This is a genomic window from Proteus penneri (genome assembly GCF_022369495.1).
Taxonomy (GTDB): Bacteria; Pseudomonadota; Gammaproteobacteria; order Enterobacterales; family Enterobacteriaceae; genus Proteus; species Proteus penneri.
This window is the reverse complement of sequence record NZ_CP059690.1, coordinates 327,311-353,304: the sequence shown is the minus strand read 5'-3', so window position 1 is coordinate 353,304 and position 25,994 is coordinate 327,311. Positions and strand designations below refer to the sequence as shown.

20 protein-coding genes are annotated in these 25,994 nt (G+C 37.9%); 6 read left to right on the top strand and 14 right to left on the bottom strand.

All coding sequences use genetic code 11. The annotated features are described in order from the left end of the window. Nucleotides 1-55 precede the first annotated feature (55 nt). On the top strand, nt 56-1,396 hold the full coding sequence (locus H1225_RS01510; RefSeq protein ID WP_109399270.1) for an MATE family efflux transporter: 1,341 nt from the start codon (nt 56-58) through the stop codon (nt 1,394-1,396). Between the two features lie 188 nt (nt 1,397-1,584). Here the strand turns inward: H1225_RS01510 and H1225_RS01505 are convergent, their stop codons facing one another. Beyond that, the gene (locus tag H1225_RS01505; protein WP_219515487.1) at nt 1,585-2,796 is read right to left on the bottom strand and encodes a hypothetical protein; all 1,212 of its coding nucleotides are present in this window, start codon (nt 2,794-2,796) and stop codon (nt 1,585-1,587) included. Nucleotides 2,797-3,233: 437 nt separating this feature from the next. On the opposite strand from H1225_RS01505, the gene pepT reads away from it, so the two are divergent. From pepT to H1225_RS01490, 3 genes are all read left to right on the top strand, one after another. Continuing rightward, the gene (pepT, locus tag H1225_RS01500) at nt 3,234-4,487 is read left to right on the top strand and encodes a peptidase T (RefSeq protein ID WP_109847866.1); all 1,254 of its coding nucleotides are present in this window, start codon (nt 3,234-3,236) and stop codon (nt 4,485-4,487) included. Continuing rightward, nucleotides 4,484-5,851 (top strand): C4-dicarboxylate transporter DcuC, encoded by a 1,368-nt coding sequence (gene dcuC / locus H1225_RS01495; RefSeq protein ID WP_072063640.1) that lies wholly within the window; start codon nt 4,484-4,486, stop codon nt 5,849-5,851. The genes pepT and dcuC overlap by 4 nt, the downstream gene beginning before the upstream one ends. Before the next feature lie 677 nt (nt 5,852-6,528). Further along, on the top strand, nt 6,529-7,851 hold the full coding sequence (locus tag H1225_RS01490; protein ID WP_161671069.1) for an L-cysteine desulfidase family protein: 1,323 nt from the start codon (nt 6,529-6,531) through the stop codon (nt 7,849-7,851). A gap of 185 nt (nt 7,852-8,036) precedes the next feature. Here H1225_RS01490 and yjiA read toward each other — a convergent pair whose 3' ends face one another. The 11 genes from yjiA to apt form a co-directional block, all read right to left on the bottom strand. Beyond that, nucleotides 8,037-9,017 carry a GTPase gene (gene yjiA, locus H1225_RS01485; protein WP_109399275.1) on the bottom strand — a complete coding sequence of 327 codons (981 nt, stop codon included), beginning with the start codon at nt 9,015-9,017 and terminating at the stop codon, nt 8,037-8,039. Between the two features lie 22 nt (nt 9,018-9,039). Then, nucleotides 9,040-9,246 carry a YbdD/YjiX family protein gene (locus H1225_RS01480; protein ID WP_004245057.1) on the bottom strand — a complete coding sequence of 69 codons (207 nt, stop codon included), beginning with the start codon at nt 9,244-9,246 and terminating at the stop codon, nt 9,040-9,042. Nucleotides 9,247-9,306: 60 nt separating this feature from the next. After that, complete coding sequence (locus H1225_RS01475; protein ID WP_006535035.1) at nt 9,307-11,457, bottom strand: carbon starvation CstA family protein; 2,151 nt, start codon at nt 11,455-11,457, stop codon at nt 9,307-9,309. 337 nt (nt 11,458-11,794) lie between these two features. Then, complete coding sequence (locus H1225_RS01470) at nt 11,795-14,302, bottom strand: energy transducer TonB family protein (protein ID WP_161748093.1); 2,508 nt, start codon at nt 14,300-14,302, stop codon at nt 11,795-11,797. 15 nt (nt 14,303-14,317) lie between these two features. Beyond that, nucleotides 14,318-15,793 carry a DNA-binding protein gene (locus H1225_RS01465; protein ID WP_161725102.1) on the bottom strand — a complete coding sequence of 492 codons (1,476 nt, stop codon included), beginning with the start codon at nt 15,791-15,793 and terminating at the stop codon, nt 14,318-14,320. Next, nucleotides 15,787-16,542, bottom strand: a complete 756-nt coding sequence (locus H1225_RS01460; protein ID WP_161725100.1) for a PP2C family serine/threonine-protein phosphatase — start codon at nt 16,540-16,542, stop codon at nt 15,787-15,789. Before H1225_RS01460 ends, H1225_RS01465 begins: the two co-directional genes overlap by 7 nt. After that, nucleotides 16,542-17,210, bottom strand: coding sequence for a vWA domain-containing protein (locus H1225_RS01455; RefSeq protein WP_196543904.1), 669 nt, complete (start codon nt 17,208-17,210; stop codon nt 16,542-16,544). Before H1225_RS01455 ends, H1225_RS01460 begins: the two co-directional genes overlap by 1 nt. A gap of 243 nt (nt 17,211-17,453) precedes the next feature. Next, complete coding sequence (gene recR / locus H1225_RS01450; protein ID WP_069368552.1) at nt 17,454-18,059, bottom strand: recombination mediator RecR; 606 nt, start codon at nt 18,057-18,059, stop codon at nt 17,454-17,456. Continuing rightward, nucleotides 18,059-18,388: a YbaB/EbfC family nucleoid-associated protein gene (locus H1225_RS01445; RefSeq protein WP_072063646.1), complete on the bottom strand. Its 330-nt coding sequence runs from the start codon at nt 18,386-18,388 to the stop codon at nt 18,059-18,061. Before H1225_RS01445 ends, recR begins: the two co-directional genes overlap by 1 nt. 54 nt (nt 18,389-18,442) lie before the next feature. Continuing rightward, the gene (gene dnaX / locus H1225_RS01440; protein WP_072063647.1) at nt 18,443-20,416 is read right to left on the bottom strand and encodes a DNA polymerase III subunit gamma/tau; all 1,974 of its coding nucleotides are present in this window, start codon (nt 20,414-20,416) and stop codon (nt 18,443-18,445) included. 254 nt (nt 20,417-20,670) lie between these two features. Next, nucleotides 20,671-21,222, bottom strand: coding sequence for an adenine phosphoribosyltransferase (gene apt, locus H1225_RS01435; protein WP_072063648.1), 552 nt, complete (start codon nt 21,220-21,222; stop codon nt 20,671-20,673). Between the two features lie 137 nt (nt 21,223-21,359). Here apt and priC point away from each other — a divergent pair, with 137 nt between their 5' ends. Next, nucleotides 21,360-21,902, top strand: a complete 543-nt coding sequence (gene priC / locus H1225_RS01430) for a primosomal replication protein PriC (protein WP_072063649.1) — start codon at nt 21,360-21,362, stop codon at nt 21,900-21,902. A gap of 11 nt (nt 21,903-21,913) precedes the next feature. Continuing rightward, nucleotides 21,914-22,078, top strand: a complete 165-nt coding sequence (rsmS, locus tag H1225_RS01425) for a pleiotropic regulatory protein RsmS (RefSeq protein ID WP_072063650.1) — start codon at nt 21,914-21,916, stop codon at nt 22,076-22,078. On the opposite strand, the gene mscK is transcribed toward rsmS, so the two are convergent. Next, nucleotides 22,079-25,501: a mechanosensitive channel MscK gene (mscK, locus tag H1225_RS01420; RefSeq protein ID WP_161671072.1), complete on the bottom strand. Its 3,423-nt coding sequence runs from the start codon at nt 25,499-25,501 to the stop codon at nt 22,079-22,081. Nucleotides 25,502-25,627: 126 nt separating this feature from the next. Beyond that, on the bottom strand, nt 25,628-25,981 hold the full coding sequence (locus tag H1225_RS01415) for a DsrE/DsrF/TusD sulfur relay family protein (RefSeq protein WP_006535056.1): 354 nt from the start codon (nt 25,979-25,981) through the stop codon (nt 25,628-25,630). Between the last annotated feature and the right edge of the window lie 13 nt (nt 25,982-25,994).

Here is a 25,994-nt window from a genome sequence, read left to right as displayed (position 1 = left end):
TCCTACGCGTTTTATTAATAATATCGATTTCACTCTGTGTTTAAGAAGGTTTTCAATGCATCAGTCTGATGTAGCGGATCGCTCACTTTTTTCCCTTAGTTGGCCAATATTTATAGATATTTTTCTACATCTAGCCACACTATTAATTAATACTTACATGGTAAGCCACGTTTCCACCGCTTACTTAGCCGCCATGGGCGTTGGTAACCAAGTTTTTGATCTTTTTATCACCATTTTTAGCTTTATTAGTGTGGGATGTAGCGTCGTTATTGCCCAATACTTAGGCGCAGGTAAAAAAGAAAAAGCCAGCCAAGCAATTCATATTTCTATCGCTTTTAACGCGTTACTTGGCATTAGTAGTGCTTTAATCATTCTTTTCTTTGGCTACAATATTCTACATATTATGAATACGCCTGAGCATTTAGTGCAAGATGGCTACAACTACCTACATATTATTGGTATTTGCCTTATTCCTGAGGCTATTTCAATTATTCTTGCCGCTTGTCTGAGAGTTTATGGCAAGTCTAAAGCTGCCATGTATGTCACATTGATCGCCAATATTATTACTGTTATTGGTAATATGATTGTGCTTTATGGCTTTTTTGGCTTACCACAATACGGATTAGTCGGCGTTGCTTGGTCAACCGTTGTCGGCCGTATTATTGCTGTTATCTTACTGTGTGGATTACTATTCTACGGTTTGCGTATTAAATTCGAAGCCAAACAACTCGTCGTGTGGTCTAAAAATATGTTAGGGAAAATCCTACATATCGGTTTACCCGCAGCGGGAGAAAACTTGGTTTGGATTTTACATTATATGACTGCATCAGCCTTTATTGGATTAATGGGCGAAGTCCCTCTTGCAGCACAGACTCTCTATTTCCAACTGTCATTATTTTTAATGCTTTTTGGTATTGCGATTAGTATTGGTAATGAAATATTAGTGGGTCACTTAGTTGGTGCTAAACGCTTTGATGATGCTTTTACTAGAGGCTGGAAAAGCTTAAAAACGGGTGTGATATTTACCATCGGAGTCGTGATTGTTTATTGGTTTATGCGTGATCCTATTTTGTATTCCATTACAGAAGATCAACGCATTATTGACCAATTAATTCCTCTATTTATTTTGTCTGTCTTCTTAGAGCCAGGGCGTACTTTTAATATCGTTATGGTAAATGCCTTACGTGCTGCAGGCGATGCTAAATTCCCGCTGATGACAGCAATTTGCTTTATGTGGGGTATTGCGATCCCTGTCGGTTATTTCCTTGGTATTAAGATGGAAATGGGATTAATTGGTATCTGGATTGGTTTCCTTTGTGATGAATGGCTACGTGGATTAACTAACGCATGGCGTTGGCGCTCTCGTAAATGGCAAGCTAAACGTTTGGATATTTAATCTTAAAAAGCCTGATAAATCATTATCAGGCTTTAACAGGAGCTCTCTACTTAAACCTTCTCTATCATAGATTGTACTAAATCCTTTTCTCATTTATCTGCCATTTATTATGAACAACACTATACATTTAAAATATTATTTTTATTTAATTTATTATGCGCATCAAAAGCTTTTTTCGGCCTCTCTGCCTATTTTAACTTTTCAACTTCATTTAAAGTATTGTTAGCTGTGACAGTAATTTTGTCTACAACACCATTTTCATGAGTACTTTGTTCTTTTTTAAAATATTGCAAATAAATAATATTATTAATTCTTTTATTTAAATTAAAAAAATAACCTGAGGTTTCCATTTTTTTTAAATAATTCTCTTTATTAAAATAATCTATTTTTTTCTGTTCTTTATATTTATTGTAATCTTCTAAATAATTAGCAACTTTAGCAAGAAATACATACCCATAACTATTCTCCCCATCGGATAACCTATCTAACAATGAAATATTTTTTGTAATTTCAAGCAAGAAAGACTTAAAATCTTCTTTTTCAGAGAGAATTTCATTTTTAATGACATTAGGATTAAATTTATCGCCCATATTTTCACTGGTACTTTTTGGCTTAGTCATTATTAAATAACCGTCATTCATATTATTAGATTTCAAATTAGATGTATTTTCATCACCATCAAGTTCCACATTATTAGATTTATTTTTACTATCTAAATTAGATATATTTTCATCACCATCAAATTCTACATAATCAGATTCATTTTTATTATCTAAATGAGATATATTTTCATAACCATCAAATTCTACATAATCAGATTCATTTTTATTATCTAAATGAGATACATTTTCATAACCACCAAATTTTACATAAGCAGATTCATTTTTATTATCTAAATTAGATGAATTCAAATGACCATTGAATTCACTCGAAGACTTCATTCTATTATTTACTGATGATTTGAACTGTATATCTGTAATATAATCAATTAGTGATAATTTGCTTTTCAATATACTATCTTGTTTACTTAAATGAATATTATTAATAGCCTTGTCAATTGGAATTAAATCTCCATTTGGAAGTTCAATATTATTCAAAATTTCCCACTTTTCTTTTAAAAGATTTTCTTTATTATTTGTAATATTAGCATCTATTTCTTCATTAATTACATTAGTTTCTTCTTTATTTCGAATGATTAACTGTTTAGATTTTAAAAATGTAGTCTTTTTATCAAATCTAATTTTATTTTCATAACTATTCTGATAAATGAATTCATTTATTGAATTCTTTATTTTAATAGATAATTTAGAAATAGATAATTTTATTTTTTCATTTATAGAGTCTAATTTATTAGTAATAAAACGTGTTTTTTCTCTGACTTCATTGATAATATCCATCATTTTAAAATTTACGTTAAGTTATTTATAAATGATATTTTATCCTCGCTTTTTTTTCCATCTATCACTTTTATTTGATATTTTTTAATAAATGTCCTTAATTTTCAGAAAAGACTCTAATCATTTTAAATAAAATATATTAATTATGATAAAGATATAACTATAGATAAATTGATTTTTTATGATTATCTTTATTAAAAATAGAAACAACAAAGTAACAAAAATACCCCTCCCAATACAAAGCATGATTTTTTTTAATAAATAAAAAACCAAAAATTAAATAATCATCAACATTAAATTTTTATTGTAAAAATAATACTTTTTCTATAATTCCATATTGTTTTTTTTATGGTAAAAGTAGGTGTTGCCCTTTCCAATAAATGAGACAACTAAGCTTTAATAGAGAGAATACAAAAAATCAAACACAATGGAGTCTTGTTATGAATCTCGTTGAACGGTTTATTTCTTATACAAAAGTTAACACCACCACTAATAGGGAAAATGGCGCTGCTGGCATTATGCCTTCGTCAGAAGGTCAGCGAGTGCTTGCACTACAATTGGTTGAAGAGTTAAAAGCGTTAGGTGTCGAAGATATTAAAATTCGTGATACTGCCATTGTTACCGCGACACTTCCTTCAAACCTTGATTATGAAGTTCCAACCGTTGCCTTTTTTGGTCATCTAGACACTAGTGCTGAACAAACTAATGATACTAAAGCACAAATTCTACCTTATAAAGGTGGCGATCTTTGCTTAAATAAAGAACTTGAGATCTTTTTACGTCAGAGTGAATTCCCTGAATTAGAAAACTATATTGGTGACGATATTATCGTAACCGATGGTACTAGCTTATTAGGTGCTGACGATAAAGCCGCTATCGCTTCTATTATGGATATGTTGCAATACTTTAAACAGCACCCCGAAATTAAACACGGAACAGTTAAAATTGGTTTTGTTCCTGATGAAGAACAAGGTTTACGTGGTGCAAAAGTCTTTGATACTAAAGAATTTGGTGCTGATTTTGCCTATACCTTAGATTGCTGTGGTATTGGTGAATTAGTGTATGAAAACTGGAATGCAGGTGATGTTGAAATCACCTTTACTGGCGCATCTGCTCACCCAATGTCAGCAAAAGGTAAATTAAAAAATTCACTGTTAATGGCGCACAAGTTTGTTGCAATGTTACCGGGTGGTGAAGCGCCTGAATATACCGAAGGCCGTGAAGGTTATTATTGGGTTAAACAGTTAGCCGGTAATAGTGCGCGTACCGTATTAAAAATGGATGTACGTGATTTTACCGAAGCAGGTTATGCGCATCGCATGGCATTTTTAAAACAACTTTCAAATTATTGCGAAGGTTTATGGGGCGAAGGCTCCGTTACTTGTAAACTCGCTGACCGTTATGCCAACGTGTTTAATAGCCTACAAGGTGATAATCGCTACCCTATCGATATCGCTGTAGCGGCTTATGAAGCGAATGGTATTACTCCTCGCCCAATTCCAATGCGTGGTGGTTATGATGGCGCAGCCCTTTCTCAAAATGGCTTACCTTGCCCGAATATATTTACAGGTGCGCATAACTTCCACTCTATTTATGAATATCTGCCAGTTAAATCGCTTTATGCTGCCAGTGATGTCTTAAAATCTGTTGTGAAAATTACTGCTGAACGCTTTGCACCTGGAGTTAAAGCATGATCCAAATTCTTGCGGTCTTAATTGTCGTTGTTATTGTCGCTAGAATGATCTTGAAAGGATATAAAGCCGAGCCTGTTTTATTCGTTGCTGGTTTAGCCTTAATGGCACTAACCATGGTGTTTGGTTGGGGAGATATTCTTCCTAAAAATGTCAAAACAACGGGTATTGGCTGGCTAGATCCTTTTGAAGTCATGCGTGATCTCTTTAGTAGTCGTGCTGCTGATCTGGGTTTAATGATCATGGCATTAATGGGATTTGCGCATTATATGGATCATATTGGCGCCAATGAGGCCGTTGTACGTGTTGCAACTCGCCCATTGAAAAATATGCGTTCACCTTACGTGTTGCTATTCTTCTCTTTTTTACTCGCGAGTATTTTGCAACTTGCTATTCCTTCAGCAACAGGGTTGGCCGTTCTATTAATGGGTACGATGTTCCCAATTATGATAGGACTTGGTTTATCTCCCGCATCTGCTGCGGGTGTGATTGCAACTTCATTAGGCGTTGCTTACACCCCAACGGCAATTGATGCTATTCGTGGTGCAAAGGCAGTTGACTTAGGCGTTGTTGAATATGTGCTTTATTACCAAGGACCTGCGGCGATTGCTACCGTATTCGCGGTTGGTATTACACATATCTTCTGGCAGCGCCATTGTGACCGCAAAGCCGGATTTGTACCTCAATTAGGCAAACTGTCTGAAGAAGTAAAGAGTGATAAAAATGTACCCGGCTTTTATGCCTTACTGCCAATGTTACCTATCATTATGGCAGTAAGTTCATCGAGCCTATTTGTTGAAGGTATTCACCTTGATGTCGTCACAATTGTATTGATTTCAATGGCGATTTGTATGCTGATTGAAACATTACGTTTACGTGATTTTAAGTCAGTATGTGCGGGCTTCCAGCATTTCTTAAAAGGGATGGGTTCTGCATTTAGTAATGTTGTTGGATTATTAGTCGCAGCAGGTGTTTTTGCCCATGGTATTAAAGTCAGTGGTGCAATAGACAGCCTGATCGTTATGGCAGAATCTGTTGGCCTACCACCATTTGCAATGGCATTGGTCTTCGCTATCGTAACATTAGCTGCCGCGATTATTATGGGGTCAGGTAATGCTCCTTTCCTTGCATTCGTTGAACTGATCCCACAAATTGCCCATAGCATGGGTGTAAACCCCATTGCGATGATTTTACCAATGCAACAAGCGTCACATATGGGCCGAGGTATGTCTCCAGTGGCAGGTGTTATTATTGCTGTATCTAGTGGCGCAAAATTACAACCGTTTGATGTTGTAAAAAGGACGGCAATACCGCTTATGGTAGGTTTTGTATTCCACAGTGCTATTATTGCTATCTTCTATTATTGATAAATATACCTGAAGCAATATTGGTTGCTTCAGGTTATTTTCAAATAATAAACATATTAAAAATAGGAAGAGATATTTTATTGTTATTTTTATAAATAAAAAATTAGTTATATTTTATTAAAAATATATTTAATACTCACTTTTAAAATAGAAATAAAACAAATAAGTCAATGAAAATATTAACAAAATAATAAGGTATTATTCTTATACACCAGAAAATAAAACGCCTATTATTTATTTCGTTAAAATGATGACATGATATTAACCCCACTCACTCATTGCCATTTATTTTAACTATTTTGAGTTAGCCCACATTAAGTATGATAATTATACTAGCAATAGAATTGTGTATTCATTCTATTGCCTTTTTATTTTACTTCACCGTTAATGTCTTAAATTATCTTATTCACCTGCATTTTTCATCCCCTCTTATTTATATCTTTGGATACAAACCATCATCTCTTTTGCTGATAAATTACATTAATAAGTCAAAATGATTGCCTTCACTTTGTGTGGAAAAAAATACCAATATAAAAGCCTTAAAGGGTAATATTTTCTAAAATTTTTTATAGTGATAGTAAATTCAGAAAAAACTTTCTCCAATAAATTCAGTATGATGTTGATATTAAAAATAGAATATCTCTTTGAATTCTCACACTGTTTATTGGATGCATGCAATGAAAGAACAATTATCTGCTCGTTGGAAAATATTAATAGCGGCAGTTAAACAACAAGTAAAACCCGCTTTAGGTTGTACAGAACCTATTTCGCTTGCATTAGCAGCTGCAACAGCTGCAAGTTACTTACAACATGCTATTACCCGCATTAGTGCAGAAGTCTCTCCTAATTTAATGAAAAATGGTATGGGCGTAACCGTACCAGGCACGGGTATGGTGGGATTATCTATTGCCGCAAGCTTAGGTGCTGTAGGTGGTGATTGTGAAGCAGGTCTTGAAGTATTAAAGAATGCAACACCAGAACACATTGAGCAAAGTAAAGCACTATTAGCTGCTGGCATTGTAAATGTTTCGATTAAAAAAGCGTGCAAAGAAGTTCTATATAGCGAAGTGACTGTTGAAGATGGCGAAAACAGTGCAACAGTCATTATTGCGGGCAATCACACCAATATCGTTAAAATCATTCATAATGGTAAAGTTGTTCTTGATAACACTTGTGATGGTGCAGAACAATCAGCATCGCCTTGCGAAATAAAAGAAACGTTAACCCAAACCAATACTCAAGAAATTTACCAGTTTGTGACCCAAATACCTGTAGAAGAAATTTCTTTTATTCTTGAGTCAGCGCACTTAAATGATGCATTATCAAAAGAAGGTTTGAACAATACTTATGGTTTACATATTGGGCAAACTTTGCAACGCCAACAACAGCGTGGTTTATTAGCAAAAGATTTATTATCAGAAATCATGATCCGTACATCTGCTGCATCTGATGCACGTATGGGGGGGGCTGTTTTACCCGCAATGAGTAACTCTGGCTCTGGTAACCAAGGGATTGCCGCAACGATGCCGGTTGTCGTAGTTGCTGAATATTTACAAGTTGGCGAAGAAAAAATGGCAAGAGCATTAATGCTTTCTCATTTACTGGCTATCTATATTCACCATAAATTCCCTGCTCTATCTGCATTATGCGCGGCAACAACAGCATCAATGGGCGCGGCTGGGGCAATTGCATGGCTAATGGATGAACGCTATGAATCCATGGCTATGGCAATTAGTAGCATGATTGGTGATATCAGCGGTGTGATCTGTGATGGCGCTTCTAATAGCTGTGCGATGAAAGTCTCAACCGGAGCAAGCGCAGCTTATAAAGCTGTGTTAATGGCGCTAGACAACACCTATGTGACAGGTAATGATGGTATTGTCGCTCATGATGTTGATTCTACAATTGAAAATCTATGTGCACTAGCAAGCCGTGCAATGCAACATACTGATGTTCAAATTATTGAGATCATGGAATATAAAGCCGTTGCTAATGGCTAATTTGAGCATTTAAAAAAACACCCCATAATGTTGGTTATTATGGGGTGAAACATAAGATCCTAGGAACAGGATCCTCCTCAAGTCAGGAGCTTATCAATATTCGTTACTGCTATTTACGACTATACTACGGTTACTTCTACTACTTACTTCGTACTACTCTCTAACACTCACTACAGGGTATTGGGTTAATGTGCATTTTCTTGCGTACTTGGCATTAATGCATCAAAACTAGCTCTTATCTCATCTTCTGGTAATTGAATACCAATAAAGACCAATGTGCTTTGACGAGTTTCATCTTCATGCCACGGTCTATCCCAATCCGCACTATAAAGGCGTTGTACACCTTGGAATAACAAGCGATTAGGTTGATCTTTAATATTTAATATCCCTTTATAACGTAAAAGATTATCAGCAAAGCTTAATAATAATTTTTCCATTACGTCTGAAACTTCTTGTAACTCAACGGGATAGTCAAAAGTTAACACAATCGAATTGATATCATCTTGCTTTTCTGCCTGATAACGAAACAGGGGCTGTTTTACATCAAGATTATCGTTCAACATAAAACCCTTTACGTTAAACAGGAGTCCTAAATCAACTTGTCCATGAATAACGGTATGTACAGGTGCTCTGGCATTAATACGTCTTAATCGTGCCATTAATTCAGGAGAGGCTGGAGTGATATCTGTTTTTGTTAACAGAATCCGGTCAGCATAACCAATTTGTGATTGTGCAATCGTAAATTGATCCAGTTGTTGCTGAGCATGAACATTATCAACAAGTGTGATAATGCCATCTAATAAGTAGCGCTGGCAGATGATCTCATGAGAAAAGAAAGTTTGGCTAATAGGACCAGGATCAGCCATGCCAGTACATTCAATAACTAATCTATCAAACTCAATTTCACCGCGATCTAGACTGTCACATAAGTCTAATAGCGTGTTTTCTAATTCATTCGATTTACTACAACAAATACAACCATTGGTCAGTGTTTTAATTTGAGTGGCTCTATCACCAATGATTTCATCATCGATAGGTACTTCACCAAATTCATTTTCAATAACGGCAATTTTATATCCATGCTCTTCATTAAGCATATGGCGTAAAAGTGTTGTTTTACCTGAACCTAAAAAACCGGTCAGTATTGTCACTGCAATAGGTTCCATCATTTATCTCCTTTACGGATCATTAGCAACAGCGAAAACCGCCTTTACCATCACCACCGCCATAACGGGCTTCCTGACGTTCACGGAAAAACTCGTTATAGGTCATAACAGGCTTATCTGGATGGTTATCTTTCATATGCTGCACATAATTATCGTAATCAGGAATACCTATTAGCATACGTGCTGCTTGTCCTAGATATTTACCAGCTTGCCCTAAATTACCAAACATAAGTTTCTCCTAAGCCCCGCACTGGTAAGCCAGCGCGGGGGTTTAACCTATTTACCTAAATTAGTGACCTGAGGACACTTTTACATCTTTTGGCATAGGAACATACGGTGTTTCTTGTGCTGTTTCTTCTGGATTTTTACGCGCTTTCATTGCGGTACGGAAACCGTAGAAAATGATGCTGTAAACAACTAACAAGAATAGAATACTTAAACCAGCATTGGTGTAGTTATTAATTACAATATGATTCATATTGTTAATTTCAACCGCAGTTAAGTCCGCACCACCCGCTAAGATCTTAGCTTTGTATTCATTTGCTAAGTAGAAGAAACCTTCCATTTGTGGATCATCGCTGAAGAGTTTCAGACCTAATGCCCATGTTGTACAAATTAATAACCATACTGCCGGAACAACTGTCACCCAAATATATTTAGTACGTTTCATCTTAATTAAGATAACAGTACCTAATACCAGAGCAACCGCCGCTAACATTTGGTTTGAAATACCAAACAGTGGCCACAAGCTCTTAACGCCGCCTAATGGGTCAACAACACCTTGGTATAACAGATATCCCCATAAGCCGACACAACCCGCTGTACCAATCACACCCGGAATGAACGAGTTTGTTTTCTTCAAGTAAGGAATAAAGTTACCTAATAAGTCTTGAAGCATGAAGCGACCAGAACGTGTACCTGCGTCTAATGCGGTTAAAATAAAGAGCGCTTCAAACAAGATCCCAAAGTGATACCAGAAGCCCATATCCGCAGCAGGAATGATTTTATGGAACACCATCGCGATACCAACCGCTAAGGTAGGCGCACCACCAGCACGGTTTAATACGGAAGGTTCACCAATATCTTTCGCTGTTTGTAAGATTTCTTCTGGAGAGATAACAAAGCCCCATGAACTGACTGTTGCAGCTGCATGTACGGTAACTTCTTTTAACTGCCCCATGATAACAGCTGTATTTTCACCACCTAATTCATGTAGATTCGGCATTGTAATGCCTAAACCTGATGGTGGGGTATTCATAGCAAAATACAGGCCTGGTTCAATGATAGATGCAGCGACTAGCGCCATGATCGCAACGAATGATTCCATTAACATTGCACCATAACCAATAAAACGCGCATCCATTTCATTTGCGATAAGCTTAGGTGTTGTACCTGAAGCAATCAGGGCGTGGAAACCAGAAACGGCACCACAAGCGATAGTGATAAATAAGAATGGGAATAAAGCCCCTTTCCATAATGGTCCAGTACCATCGATGTATTGAGTAACTGCTGGCATTTTCAGTTCAGGGTTTAAAATCACAATACCTACAGCTAAACCAACGATAACACCAATTTTCAGGAAAGTTGCTAAATAGTCACGTGGTGCAAGAATTAACCATACTGGTAATAATGCAGACACGAAAGCATAACCAATAAGACCAAAAGTAATTGTTGTATCTTTAAAGGTTAACGCTGGGCCCCAGAATGGGTCGTGAGCAATAACACCACCAAACCAAATCGCTGCGATCAGTAAGACAATACCAATAACAGATACTTCACCGACACGACCTGGACGGATATAACGCATGTAGATACCCATAAACAGGGCAATAGGTACTGTTGAACAAACAGTAAATACACCCCATGGGCTTTCTGCTAATGCCTTAACAACGATAAGTGCAAGCACAGCAAGAATGATGATCATGATAAGGAAACAGCCGAATAAAGCGATAGTACCCGGAACTGGACCCATCTCTTTCTTTATCATCTCACCAAGTGAGTTACCATTACGGCGCGTTGAAATAAACAACACCATAAAGTCTTGTACTGCACCAGCAAGCACAACCCCAGCTAATAGCCAAAGTGTACCCGGTAAGTACCCCATTTGAGCAGCAAGAACGGGTCCAACTAAAGGACCCGCACCTGCGATAGCAGCAAAGTGGTGACCAAATAAAACATAACGGTTAGTTGGAACGTAGTTCAAACCGTCATTGTTAACAACAGAAGGTGTAGCTCGAGTTGGATCTAACTTCATCACTTTTTGAGCGATGTAAAGACTATAGTAACGATAAGCAACTAAGTAGACAGCAACAGAAGCAACAACTATCCATAGTGCACTGACGTGTTCACCACGGCGAAGTGCAACCACTGAAAGACAAAAAGCACCGATAATCCCGAGGATCACCCAAGGTACGTGCTTTAAAAATGCATTTTTGTTCATGAGACACCTTTTTTTCAGGCAAGACCGAACAGCCAAAGAGTAATGCGGGACAGCAGAAAATTATTTGAGCGAATCTAAAAGATAACTACCCGCAGCGACATAATAAGAATTCTTACATTGGAATGATGTGATTAAATCTCTTAGCGGTTGTATAAAGAATTAAGCGGTCTGTTTTCTGAGTTAAGTGGTTCTACTATTTTTAAATGGTGATTTTTTTGTGATCAAGATAACAAATTTATGACTTTCAATAAGTTAGAAAATCACTAAAAAGAAGAAAACCCCCTTTTCACCAACAAAAAAGGAGGTTTTTTATAACAATTATTTAATTAAATGGTAATTATTGGCTAAATTGAACTGATATCAAAAGCACACTACCTTTTCGAACTGGTGAACCATTAAAACGCCATTGATATGCAGCATCAATAACAGCATTATCTATGCTCATGTCACCACTGCCAGATTTCAATAAAACCACGGTAGGAACACCTTGAGGATCAACATCAAGTTGTAAGATCATATCCCCTGTTTTAGGTGCTGTGCTAGGTGCCTTCACTTTCGGTAATACCTGATCACCGCCATTGATATTGGCTGATGAGAAATCAATACTAAATGTTCGATTTGATTGCTCAATTTTATCGGTATTCAATGGTAAGCGAACAACTTTGCTATTCGGATCTGATGCGGGTATTGCACGTTGAGCTAATTGAATCTGAGTTAAATCAACACTGAGATAATCATCTTCAGGCTTAATTTCGATATCTTCAGGTAAATAACGCATATCCATTCTTGCGCGCAAGGTCTGATAACGCTCTAAACGCACGCCTTCAAGTGTATCCATCACCATACGCATTTCTAACAGTTGCATAAGAGAACCAATACTTTCTGTTGACTTCTGCTGTGAGGCTTTAGCAAATGCACCCGCTGCAATTTCAGGATCTTCATCGAGCCATGTTATTCCCCAACCTAACCAGACATCTTCACGATCAGGATCTAATGCAATAGCCTGTTCAAAATGTGTACGTGCATTAAGTAATAAGGTTTGCCAATATCTTTTTTCTTGAGGATAAATATTAGGCGATCTTGCTAAATTATTTGTTCCTATGTTGTAATATTGCAATTCAAAACGCGCCACTGTTCTCACAATATCGGCATTATCTTGATGAAGAGCGAGCTTTTCATTTAAAAAGCGAATACTGTTATCCCAATTTTCATGATTATTCTCGCTATTAGGCAATGCCTGCAACTCTTTTAAGATTGCTTGTAGCGCAGCTCGCTTTTCTTGCTGCTTTTGCGATAGTCTAGGGTAATAAGAAGCATAAGGATCATAGCTAGAGCGAGTTAGTTCTCTTTCATCGTCTAATTCTGGCGCTTGTTTTTTCAATTCTGAATAAATATTTTCGGTAAGTGTTATCCCTTTTGCTTCTTGTCTTGCGTAAGCTTTAACCAGTTTGATCAATGTTGATTGCAACTTAACAGCATACTCTTTCCAACCAAGGCGAGTGCTTTCAAAACGCACTGTTACACGTTGGCGATATCCGTCTTTATTTGGCATAAAACGCCAATGACGAGCTGCGCTCACGGCTTGATCATCAAAAGCATCAACACCACTACTGTTTTGCACCCAAAGCCCTGAAATACGCCCTTGAGGATCGACATCAATGGATAAAATAACCTCTGCACGAGGGATATATCTTCTAATTGTCGGATAACGGATCTCAGTTAAGTTTTTTACTTCATTAGGTGATTCAACTATCACTTCTCCGGGATACTGTTTTTCCATCATTGATTGCATTTCAAGATAAGTGGTTAAATCACTATTTATTGCGTTACTCACTGGTAATCGTTGATTTGCCAACGTTGTGACATCTTCAGGAGGAGAGCTATTTTGTCGATAATAACGATCTTCAATAACACGCGCTTGTAATATCTGATAAATCTGACGCTGATTTTCAGTAAGCTCTGAAATTGCTTTTTTCAATAATTGTTGTGCTGAAACATCATGACGAGCTTGTTTAGCCTGTGTCAGTGTATCCGCTACCATTAACGCTAACATCGCTTTTTCAACTTGAGCATCGGGAGAACGATGAGCAATATAAGTCAGTGCTAAAACTTGCCATGCTTCAGGTGATAAGGGTGCAACAGCAATAACATTAATACCTGATTGCGTTAATTGAGCATCATGACTACTTGAAAGGGAAGCTAACGCCTGAGCAACCATAATCTCAGGTTGATTTAATAGCCAGTCGCCATAAAAATTGAGTGTTTTTAAAGCGTCCGTACGTTCTGGTGTGCCTTTTGCATGAACTAAATAAGCGTCTTTCGCTTTTGTCGCAGCAACCACATCATCACTAAAATAATCTAATCCTGGTAAAGCTATTCGTGTTTTTTCAATCGCGCTAAGCGATGCCAATGCTTTAGCTTGATTAGACCGAATAACTTTACGAATATCATCTTCACTATTAACAACAAAATAATGATAATTTTGCCATTCTGACTGCTCAATATTTTGTAAAACAAAACGACGACGATCTTCTAATTCATTCTTTGGGATCACCGAAAATGACACACCCAGCGCCATTAAAAGCACGAGTCCCCCACCGAATAAATAGTAAATATTTTTAGCTCTCCACGATTGCAATAACATTACAATCGTCATAATAAGAGAACCTAGCCACAATCCCAGTAAGAAATTACGTTCATCAAAGCGAACCGATGAGGGGAGAATTTGACTATTAAAACCATCAATTAAGCTAAAAGTGGAAACCAAGAAGGCTGGCAACCAAAAAGGGAACAGTAATGTTATAACGCCAATAATAATCAGGATCAGCTTTATTCTTTTTTTCATGTTATTTTCCCTAAACTATGGCTTTCTTTTCAAAATATGCATTGAAGGGAAAACAAAAATAACTAACAAAATAATGGCTGAAACCATTAAAAACATCACACTCAACATCGTTATGAGTATTTGTTCAATATAATCCGCTTTGATTAAATCAGCGACCCAACTAGAGCCTAAACTACCGCTGGCTCCTTGTGGAATAAAGTTCATCAGTAATAAACCCAAAACTACTGGGACTGTCATAGCAATAGCGGTATGTAAAATAACCTTAGGTACTTTGCTTATAGCTTGTTTTATAGCAATAAAAATGGCAGGAGGTTGCATCGGTTTAGACGGAGCTGTACGTATTGTCGCTTGTCTAGCAATAGTATTTTGTACTCTTGTTTGGCGTACCTGTTCTTGTTGCGTTTGATTTTGTTTTTGAGTTGTTGCAACTTGCTGTAACTGAGCTTGCCTTGCACATGCTGCACAGGCTTTACCCGCAAAATGCTGGTGGTTTTTATCTTTCTGGCAAACCAACATTTGCTGTTTTTCAGGTTGTGCGTATTCATACAGTGCCGTAGCCCATGTTTTAGCACTGGGTCTTAATGAAGGGGCTCCTGAAAATGCTTTATCAAAGAGTGTTCTTAATGTATCAGGTAATTGTTTATGCCCACTCGCTACACTGGGTGAAATTAAATTATGTGCTTTTATGCCATAACCATAAAAGCGCCCAGCAATACGTCTTGGAATATCCGTAGGTACAGTGTCATTTTTAGGGCGACCACTAAAAGGGTGGATACCAAAATTAAGCAACTGAAAAATAATTACAGCTAAAGCAAATCGATCTTGCCACTCTTCTTCTGCTTCTGGAATAGTTTGCTTGGCTTGAAATTCTGGCGCTAAATATTCAACGGTAAATTGCCCTGCAGGATAACGTGTATTTTCTCCTTGTATACTAAATCCATCACAATCGAGAAGAGACATATACAAGCTTGATTTATAAAACCGCAAATTCAACGGTTTCATATCAATAATACGATGCCCTTGCTGATGTAAAGCGTCAATCAATGAGCAAAGGTTATATGCGAGACTGACTTTCGCACCCATCCCAGTAGGTAAACCATGAGCTTTGGCTTGGCGTTCTTGAAGAATGTATTCCAACTCAATCGTATTTTTGACATCAAGTTCCGGCATCACAAAGCCAACAAATTGCTTTTGGCTATTATATAAACGTGCTTGAGGCCATGCGAGTTGGATAATAGGCGTACCGTTAACAGAAACAGGCTTTAATGCAGGTTCTAACTTCTGCATTGCCGTGATCTTTTTCAGATAATAGGCTTTATCAATTTTGTCATGATAAACTTTTGAGACTTGAGAAGGGACATTATTAATGTGGCTAACGCTACCTGCACCACCGCTTTTTATCAAATCACCTATTTGATAAATCTTACCGTTTTCATCTTGTAATTGCCTAGCTACTGACTGAGCTATCCCTTTCTTTCTTGCTTTTACCACAACTCTTCATCCCTGATGCAAATAACTAAGGTTTTGTCATCGCCTGTGATTGAATGCGTTCGAGGATCAGCTAAAGTCCCTGCTAATGCCTCACTTCCGCTATCTTCTGAAACTGTTTTTAAATAACGGATCACAGGGGTGACAAACGGTTCATAAAGTGCATCACACGCTTTATTCATGGCAAAAGGCTGTACACCATCAGACATCAAAATAACTTGTTTTACTGGTTTATTTAGAGGAATTACGCGTAAATGCGCATCCCAATTTTCTGACGTCACAAACCAAGTTTGATTTGCATATTCCCCATTTTCAGGCTGTGATACATAACTTGTACCATCGCAGTATTCCACTACAGCAATGCCATCACCTAAATGGAATAAATAACCACCATCATCACCAACCCAACATGCAACCAGTGTTGATGCATATTCATTAAGCGCACACTGTTTTATTTCTGCATATTCAGCCAATTGCAGTCGAATATCTTCAATAAGCTGTTTAGCCCCTTGTGTTATCTGTTTTTCGGTTAACAAATCAATGTTTGGCCACTCTGTAATGCGTAGCGTAAATAACCGAGCGACAAGCTGAGCGCCTTGTTCACTATAACGAGAGGAGCCTGCACCATCACAAACAGCGGCGATAAGATATTCACCTTTACGGCGAATAAAATAAGCATCTTGACAGGGAATTTGACGTTCTTGATGGGCAATTCCTGTCACCGATGCCCCATATGCTAACCAATCGTTCATCAAACAGGTACACTCGCCCAAGAATCCGTAGAAGGTAATTGTGCCGTGCCGCCCGGTGTTGATTGAGACACCACTTGCATGCTGGCGCTTAGCCACAAGAACAACTCTTTAAATTGTAACCCTTTAAGCATTTTCACCCCATTAACACCATTACGGCTAAAACTGCCCATTACCTCTGCTGATGCACCATCAACCATGATAGGAAATACTGCTGTTTTTTGGCTTTCTTCTGCTTGACGACAAAGCTGTGCAGCCTGTTCCCATTGATCGGTTGGTACACCATCAGACATTAAGAATAGCCAAGGACGAGTATAAGCAACACCGGCTTGTTTAAAACGCTGTTTTTCCGCTTCTATTTCTTCAAGTGCCAGCGTGATAGCTTGCCCCATCGGCGTTGTGCCATTTGCCTCTAAAACAGGCGCCGTAAAATCCATAGCATCTTTCCAATCACCATGAATAGTGCATTGGTCATATCCGCCATACTCAATCACTAAAATACGCACACGCTTTGCAGCAATAACGTCATTTTTTAGTTCTTGTTCAAGTAACTTAAGACCTTCATTTAGTTGTTGGATAGGCTGCCCATACATACTACCAGAGCTATCTAGCACTAAGATAAGAGGGGTTCTTTGTTCACTATTATCAACCAAGGCTACGTCAGGGATCATAAGATGCTCCATCATTCAGTTATTATTTTTCATGATAATGGTTAATGTAACATAAAGACGCAAAATTCATCAGAAAGAAAAAAGCAATAAAGTGAAGATAAAAGATATTTCTTAAAAAAAACCGTCTTACAGCTTAATGGACTAATTTTTAGTTAAAACGGCACTTTTTTTCGAAGTTTAAGATAAAAAAAGCACCTCATACATTAAGTAAAGAGGTGCTTTTTTAATAAACTATTTATGATGTTAATAGTGGATTTTTTGGCGTCCAGCAATAGAGTGTGAAAGCGTTGTACCGTCGACCATTTCAAGCTCACCTCCCACAGGAACCCCATGGGCAATTCGGCTGGCAGCAATATCATACTGAGCACAAATTTCAGCAATGTAATTGGCTGTTGCTTCACCTTCAACAGTCGGATTTGTCGCCAAGATCACTTCTGAAATAGTTTCTTGGCTTAAGCGCTCTTCCAGTCTATCTAAACCAATATCCATAGGCCCAATACCATCTAAAGGAGATAAATGCCCCATTAAAACAAAGTATCGACCCGCAAACTGCCCTGTCTGCTCGATAGCATGAATATCCGCAGGACTTTCGACAACACAAATTTGCCCATTTTGCTGACGGCGAACATTGGCACAGATGGTACAACGCTCTTCTTCAGTAAAAGTTCGGCAATCACAGCAATGACCAATTTCAGACATTGCGCGTGTGAGAGCTTGTGCAAGTCGCATACCACCGCTTCTATCGCGTTGAAGTAGTTGGAAAGCCATTCGTTGCGCTGATTTAGGCCCGACACCGGGTAAACAACGCAACGCTTCCATTAATGATTCAAGAAGTGGGCTGGTTTGCATTAGAATGGCATCTTAAAGCCTGGTGGCAATTGCATACCGTTAGAAACAGAAGCCATTTTTTCTTTTTGTGTTTCATCAATACGACGTGCAGCATCATTAAAGGCAGCAGCAATCAAATCTTCTAGCATCTCTTTGTCATCTTCTAGCAGGCTAGGATCGATTTCAACACGACGGCAATTATGAGCACCATTGATAGTGATCTTAACTAAGCCAGCGCCAGATTCACCTGTCACTTCTAAGTTTGCGATCTCTTCTTGCATTTGTTGCATTTTTTCTTGCATTTGTTGGGCTTGCTTCATCAGATTACCCAAACCACCTTTTCCGAACATAATTGTCTCTCTTTGTAAAAGCCACACAGTATGAAGTCATACAACATGTTGCGATTAAACAGGTCGGATACTCTCTTCATCCAATTCAGCATCAAAATATTGCTGTAATGTTTGAATCGTTTTATCCGTAATAATCGATTGACGCGATAACGCCAATTTTTCATCATAAATGGCTTGTCGCCACTCCAACGGCGTTTTTACCGCTGGATTATCATCTTCTATAATTGTGAGTGAAATTGCTTTTCCATGCAATTCACTTAACGCATTAGTCAGCGTACGTAACGCATTTGCTGAATTTAAATGTTTCTGTTTAGTTCGTAAATGCAAAATAACGTTTTCTTCGCTTACTGTCTCTTTATATGCATTTAAGGCCAGTTGTTGCACTAATTTAGGTAGTGGCATTTTGTCAATTTCAGCCGCCCAAGCATCTCTTTCTTGCGACTCTTTAGCAATTTTCGCTGCTAATTCAGGTGTTTTTTCATATTCGAGAACCTCTTTGATCTCTTTGGGTGAAGAAACAACCTGTTCCGTTGACATGATTTCAGGGTTTTGCGGACGCCACTGATACTCTTCTTTTTTCTTTTTTTCAGGCGCATTAGTCTGACGCTTCACAACTTGCTGGCGTTTTTCACTCACGGCTGCTAGCCGCTCTAATGCACTAGCAGCCGGCTTAGCCCGATTAGGCGTCGCCGGTTCAGACTTTTTTGGCGGGGTTTGTTGTTCCGTCCCCTTGATTGCCTGCCTTGCTCTTAAAAGTTGCGCTGCTGGGCTGTTACCTAATGACGCACTCTTTTCTATAGGCGAAGAAGATTGGTGAGCCATTTGAGGCGAGTGAGTCTGTACAGTTTGCGGAGCATAATGTTCAGACATTCTATTCGTAGGTAATGATGCTGAAGGTAGAGTTTGTGCTAATGGCGCTGAAGGTATTTCATCAATCACTGTTTTAGGATGAAAAGCAAGCGCACGTAGCAGAGTCATTTCGACCCCCATGCGTCTATCTGGTGCATAAGCCAGTTCTTTTCGCCCGACTAATAAAGTTTGATAATAGAGTTGTAAATCTTGTGGAGAAACAGATTTAGCCAATAAACGTAGACGCTCTTGAGTAAATTGCTCCTGAGGATTTTCTTCACTAGGTAATAACTGCAACATGGCAATTTGATGTAATAATGAGAGGGTTTCCACTAGGAAATTTTCCCAGTCAGTCCCTCTTGAAGCGACTTCATTCACCAGCGACATGACCTGTTGACCATCCGCTTTTACCAACGCTTCAATCAATGCTAAAGGTTGAGCGTCATCAATAGTGCCAAGCATTTGGCTAACCACTTCCGTACTGACGACACCTTCGCCACTTGCAATAGCTTGGTCTGTTAAACTTAATGCATCTCGCATACTGCCATCAGCAGCACGTGCAATAAGTTGACGTGCTCTTACATCATTTTCAATATGTTCTGCTAAAAGCACTTTTTCGAGTTGTGTTGCTATTTGGTCAATATCTAATGCTCGCAGATGAAATTGCAAGCAACGCGATAAAATCGTGACAGGTAATTTTTGTGGATCTGTTGTTGCTAATAAGAATTTAACGTGCTCAGGCGGCTCTTCTAATGTTTTTAGTAACGCATTAAAGCTGTGACGAGAAAGCATGTGAACTTCGTCAATCAAGTAGACCTTAAAACGGCCACGAGCTGGCGCATATTGCACATTATCCAGCAGTTCACGGGTATCTTCTACCTTGGTTCGAGATGCAGCATCGATTTCAATTAAATCAACGAAACGCCCTTGTTCTATTTCAAGGCAATTTGCGCATTGACCACAAGGTTTACTCGTAATACCTGTTTCACAATTAAGCCCTTTGGCAAATAATCGGGCAATAGTGGTTTTTCCGACACCTCGAGTGCCAGAAAAAAGGTAGGCGTGATGAAGTCGCTGATGATCAAGACCATTAGCTAAAGCCGTCAACACATGACGTTGGCCGACAACATCGTTAAAAGTTTGTGGGCGCCACTTACGGGCAAGTACCTGATAGCTCATTGATTCCGCTAAATTTGAACAAGATTTATCTCTATGCTAACACAGGGGCGACCTATTGAGCGAGATCTGTAAGAAACAAATGAGATATTAATGAAAGAACCAGATGAAATAAAAGATAAAGTAAGAGGTAACAATTGTGCGGGCAATATACATTTATAAAAATAGAAAAACTTATAAACGATATATAAGCACCCGCACTCTTACTTGTGTTTACGATAAGAACTTCATTAGCCCTTTTCTAAACAGTGAAGAAATTAATGTCCTGGAAAATCAACCAGCGTAAAGCTGTGAATACCTTGTTTTTCTAAGCGTTGGATACCGCCTAAATCAGGTAAGCAGATAATGAATGCAGCTTCTGTCACAGTCCCGCCTAAACGGCGAATAAGACGAGCAGTTGCTTCAATGGTGCCACCGGTTGCCAGTAAATCATCAACCATTAATACTTTGTCTTGATCCGTAATGCTATCTTTGTGGATCTCTAAAGTATCTGTGCCATATTCCAAATCATAAGTTTCACTGAGCGTTTCGCGAGGCAATTTACCTTTTTTACGAACAGGAACAAAACCAACACCGAGGCGTAAAGCAACCGGAGCACCAAATAAGAAACCGCGAGCTTCGGTACCCACGACTTTAGTGATACCCTGACCTTGATAGTGTTCTACCAATAAATCAATGGTTGTCTGATATGCAGCAGGATTATCTAATAATGTAGTGATATCACGGAATAATATCCCTTCTTTTGGATAATCAGGAATGGTTTCAATACTGTCTTTAATAAATTGCAGTTGTTGCGCGTTAGCAGTCATAATCAGTGCCATAATAAAAAACGAAACGATAGAATCTATGCAATATGCCGTTAAAATGCAACAGAAAGCCAGTTAACAACTCTTTTTTGTTGCTTAAAGTCAATTCATGTTTTTATCAAAACAGGGACAAGAACCAGATGACTAAACCCGATCCTTTAAGCTTGTTTAAAAAACAGATAGACAATCTAGCCGAAACAATGGCGCCTATTGCAAACAAAAAAATTGCAGCACCTTGCTTCGACACAGCACTGTTCCACCGCCGAAGTGATTCTCTTGACGGTTATATGCAACAGATCCGCGATAATTTTACCCAGTTAATCGCTTGTGTTGAAGCACAACGAAGCCAGCAGGTTAAATTTCTGGCTACACAAATCCTACAACAAATAGAAGCATTAACTCGTGAATTATCGACACAAACACTAAGAAAGCAAGAGAACCAGCTTACTCAACGAAAAAAAAGTGTCGATTTATACCAAAAACTTGCCCAACATCAGGATTATGAACGTCGATTACAGGCCATGATCCAAGATAGAGAACTTTCATTAATGCAAGCACAGAGCTTTATGAAGCAACAAGAGTTACAAAAAGAGATTGCTGCTCTTGAAAATCGCCTTGCGCGCTGCAAAAACGCCTTGTTTTCTATCGAAAAAAACATTGAGAAACAAGAAGATAAATTTTAAAGGAAGTGATTATGAGTTTAAACGAAGCGCCAGAGTCTGTTCAATTGGCTGTCGATCTTATCTATTTACTTGAAAGCCACCATATTGATCCTAAAACAGCATTAGAAGCCCTCGAGATTGTGCGCCAAGATTATGAAAAAAAATTAGCGACACAATCTACTCATTCATCCCTTTAATTAAGCGAAAGGCGTATTAGCATCAGGTGTTGAGCCATCAAGAGGACGTTTTATCTCTTGTACTTCATCACCTTGTTTATTATGCAAATAGACATCAAGTTGGTTAAACGCAATATTGATATTATTTTCATTACATAGCTTATCAATAGCGCGGTTAACTTCATCTATTGCAATACTTCTATCACCTAATGTTCTGACATAAAAACGCAATTCATGATTCAGGGTACTTGCCCCAAATTCAGTAAATAGCACCACGGGTTCTGGTTCAGTCATCACTCTGATATTATCTTTAGCGGCCTTCATTAAGATCGCTTTGACCTTCTCGAGATCAGAGCCATATGCCACCCCCACCTGAATAATAATGCGTGTGACAGTATCAGATAATGTCCAGTTAATAAGCCGTTCGGTTACAAACGCTTTATTTGGAATAATCACTTCTTTGCGATCAAAGTCAGTCACTGTCGTTGCTCTAATTCGAATTCGGCTAACCGTACCAGAATAAGTACCAATAGTAACCGTATCACCAATTCTGACAGGTCTTTCGAACAAAATAATTAAGCCAGACACAAAGTTTGCAAAGATCTCTTGTAAACCAAACCCTAACCCTACCGTTAAAGCCGCCGCTAACCATTGTAATTTCTCCCATGCCACACCTAATATTCCCAGAGAGACAATGGTTCCAATAGCAATAATAACGTAGGTTAAAATAGTCGTAATAGCGTAAGAAGCGCCTTGTTGCAGTTTGATACGCGATAAAATTAATACCTCTAATAAACCCGGTAAATTTCGCGTCATAAACCAAGAGATTGCCATGATAGAAACAGACAATAAGAGATCGGCAACAGTCACGGCCTTAACCACATTACCGAGTTCTGTCGGTAATGTGTAATTCCAGAGCGTTATTCCATCTAAATAGGTAAAAACAGTAATAAAATCAGACCAAATTCCATAGAAACTAGAAGCAAAGATGATAAATAAGATCATCGTTGTCAGTCTTAATGATTGCTGATTGATTAGATCCATATCCATTGGCGGCTCTTGAATCGGTTCAAGGCTGTTATCTTCACCTTCTTTTTTCTCTTTTAACATAGCTTGTCTACGTTCAAGCGCTCGACGATATGCAAGCCTTCTCGCCGCAACAGTTAATCCGCGCAAACTGGCGTGATAAGCAATAAACCACAACATAAGCAGATATAAGCTATCAATCCAGCGATTGGCTAAACGCAACGCCGTATAGTAATAACCAAAAATGACTAATCCCATTAAAATTAAAGGCGAAAATGTTAATAGGGTGATCACAACCGTTCTAACAACATGATTCCCCTTTTCTTGCCACATTTCGCGGCAAAACGGCAATGCACATAAACTAATGCAAAACAGTGAAATAATCGCAACCAACTGCCCAATCACATCGCCCACCAGCAATAATGGATTATTAATGCCATAAGCGGAAAGTAAAATAATCGGCAACATAGGAAAAGAAAGCCGTAATAAACGTTTACGGTTTTGTTGGACTCGCTCTACAGGAATTTTAAAATGTTTTACTGCAACACCATTGTCAGACATTAAGCGATAAGACCATTCGAACATCAGCCAAAATACCGCAAATTGCCAAGCGAAGGACCAGATAAACTCTTGTTGTACATTAAAGCTATTTATTAGCCAATATCCTATCGCTAAAACAAAACAAGACAGAGGTAAAGTTTTAAGAAAAACAATTCCCAGAGCAAGCGGTGTATGTAACTGAGAATCTTTATTGAGTTTATTTATATCCCCGTTCAGTTTTTCAAACTGAATATCAAGTTTTTTACGTTGCCAAATCAGTATTGAACCGAACAAAATTAACCCAATAAGAACAGGAAGTGATTTCTTAGCCCCGATCAGCAGATTTTCATTTGACCAATTGAGTTTAACACCTTGAAACTCAGCAACAGCCTGCGAGGGGAATGCTGAAAACCAATTAAGATTAATAGGCTTATTGCTGCTTACCCAGAAAATTTGCTGAGCCAATGTGTTTTCGAGTGAACTGACCACACTACGCAATTGTTGTTGATCCATTTGTAGGTTAATCGAACCTGAAATTTGATTACCCAATTGGTTATTGAGCTTATCAAGTAATTCACGTCTAGCATCAACAAGTAATTCTAATGCACTACGTAACTCTTTTTGTGCATTAGGATCGGATGCTTCAGGATGAGCAACTTGATATTCATGCATCAACTGATCAATATAAACACTGGGCTGTATTATTTGATCGCGTTGTTTGTTTATTTCAAACTGCTCTAAGCGTAAGTCCGCAATTTTATCGGGCAGGTTATTAATAAAAATACCATCCGGTAAATCAACTTGCTCTTCAAATAAGATACGAGAAAGCAATAAGCTTCCTTTGAGAACATCAATTTGTTCTTTTAAATTTCGTTCAGATTGAATAGCTCTGTCTAAACGATTTTTGACCATTAAACTATGGCGATTTAACTCATTATTATTTTGCGTTGTAACAATCAACTTATCACTAAGATGTTTATTGATTTCTGTTTGTGCTAAATAAAAAGGATTGCTATTAATTTCTTGATTTTCAAGTCCTGTACTTTGCGCTTCTTTCGCCGTTTCTTCTGAACTATCTAAACGCTTATCACTAATCTCTTCTTGAATGAGTTGAGCATGTTCTTGGGAAAGGTCGATGTAAGCAGAACTATAATCACGTTGGAGTTGTAATAGGCTTTGTAGCTGCACATTAAATTGTAAGGTGCGTTTTTGATAATTATTCTGTTGTTGAAGATAATATTGTTCTAATTGCAATAATTGTACTGCTGAAGGTCGCATTTGTGCTTTATCTGCACTACTTTTATTCAATGATATTCTTATTTGTTGCAGTCTTTCTGAGTTGTTAAATAAAACGGATTGTGCTCTTTCTGGTTGTGTTTGTAACACAATAAGTTCATTGCTGTAATTGGCTAAATCGTCTTGCGCTTTTTGTAATGATTGTAAGACAGTCTCTAATTGTGATTCTAATGTTGCTAAAGGTAATGCTTCTAGTGACTTTTGATAGTCGCCTACTTCTTTATTAGCGACTTTCTGTTTTAACTGATTAAGTTGATATTGTGCATTACGCAGCTTTTCAGGTAATTGCTCTACGGTTTTATCATAGCTTGCTAATTTTTTTTCTAGCTGTTGAATATTATCAAGTAATAAAAGTGATTGTTCTAAGTCAGCAATCGTTAATTTATCTTCTGCACTTAACTCGCTACGTTTGTTTAATAAATTAAGCTGGTTTTGAATACTTTCTTGAGTGGGTAAATTACTGGGTACTGCAGCTAAAACTGAGTTAATGGAGAAACTCAAAAAAACAAACATAATAATCGTGGCGAAAATAGTCGTCATTATTCGATTATTGAACTGAGAAAAAAAAGTTTGAGTACGCATAGTTAAGCAACTTGTTCAATTAATATTGAAAAACTGTTTATTATTATAATCCAATTGCTTTAAATTGGCATTGTAAACAGCACAAGTTGCTTGGTCTGTTTCTCGCCCGAGAAAACGAAATGATGATCAGAAAGTCAGGATTTTATCAGCATCTAGTGTCCACTGAGCTAAATCCACTAACGTGCCTAATTCTGCACCATCAACAAGCGGTAGCTCACTGATACCACGAGTGTCTGTACAGGTTTTGCATAGTTTAACAGGCACATTTTGTGCTGTTAAAATTTCCAGCATTTGCTGTAAGTTATAACCTTCTTTAGGTTGTTGACGCGCTAAAGCCCCAGTCACTGCGTCTGACATTAAAAAAATATTTAATTCAGTTTCTGGATGCTGTTCTTTCAATGTTATTGATAAACGCAGTGCGTTAAATAATGATTCATTGCCATAAGCCGCACCATTAGCAATAACTAATATCTTACTCATAAACCTCTTCCTC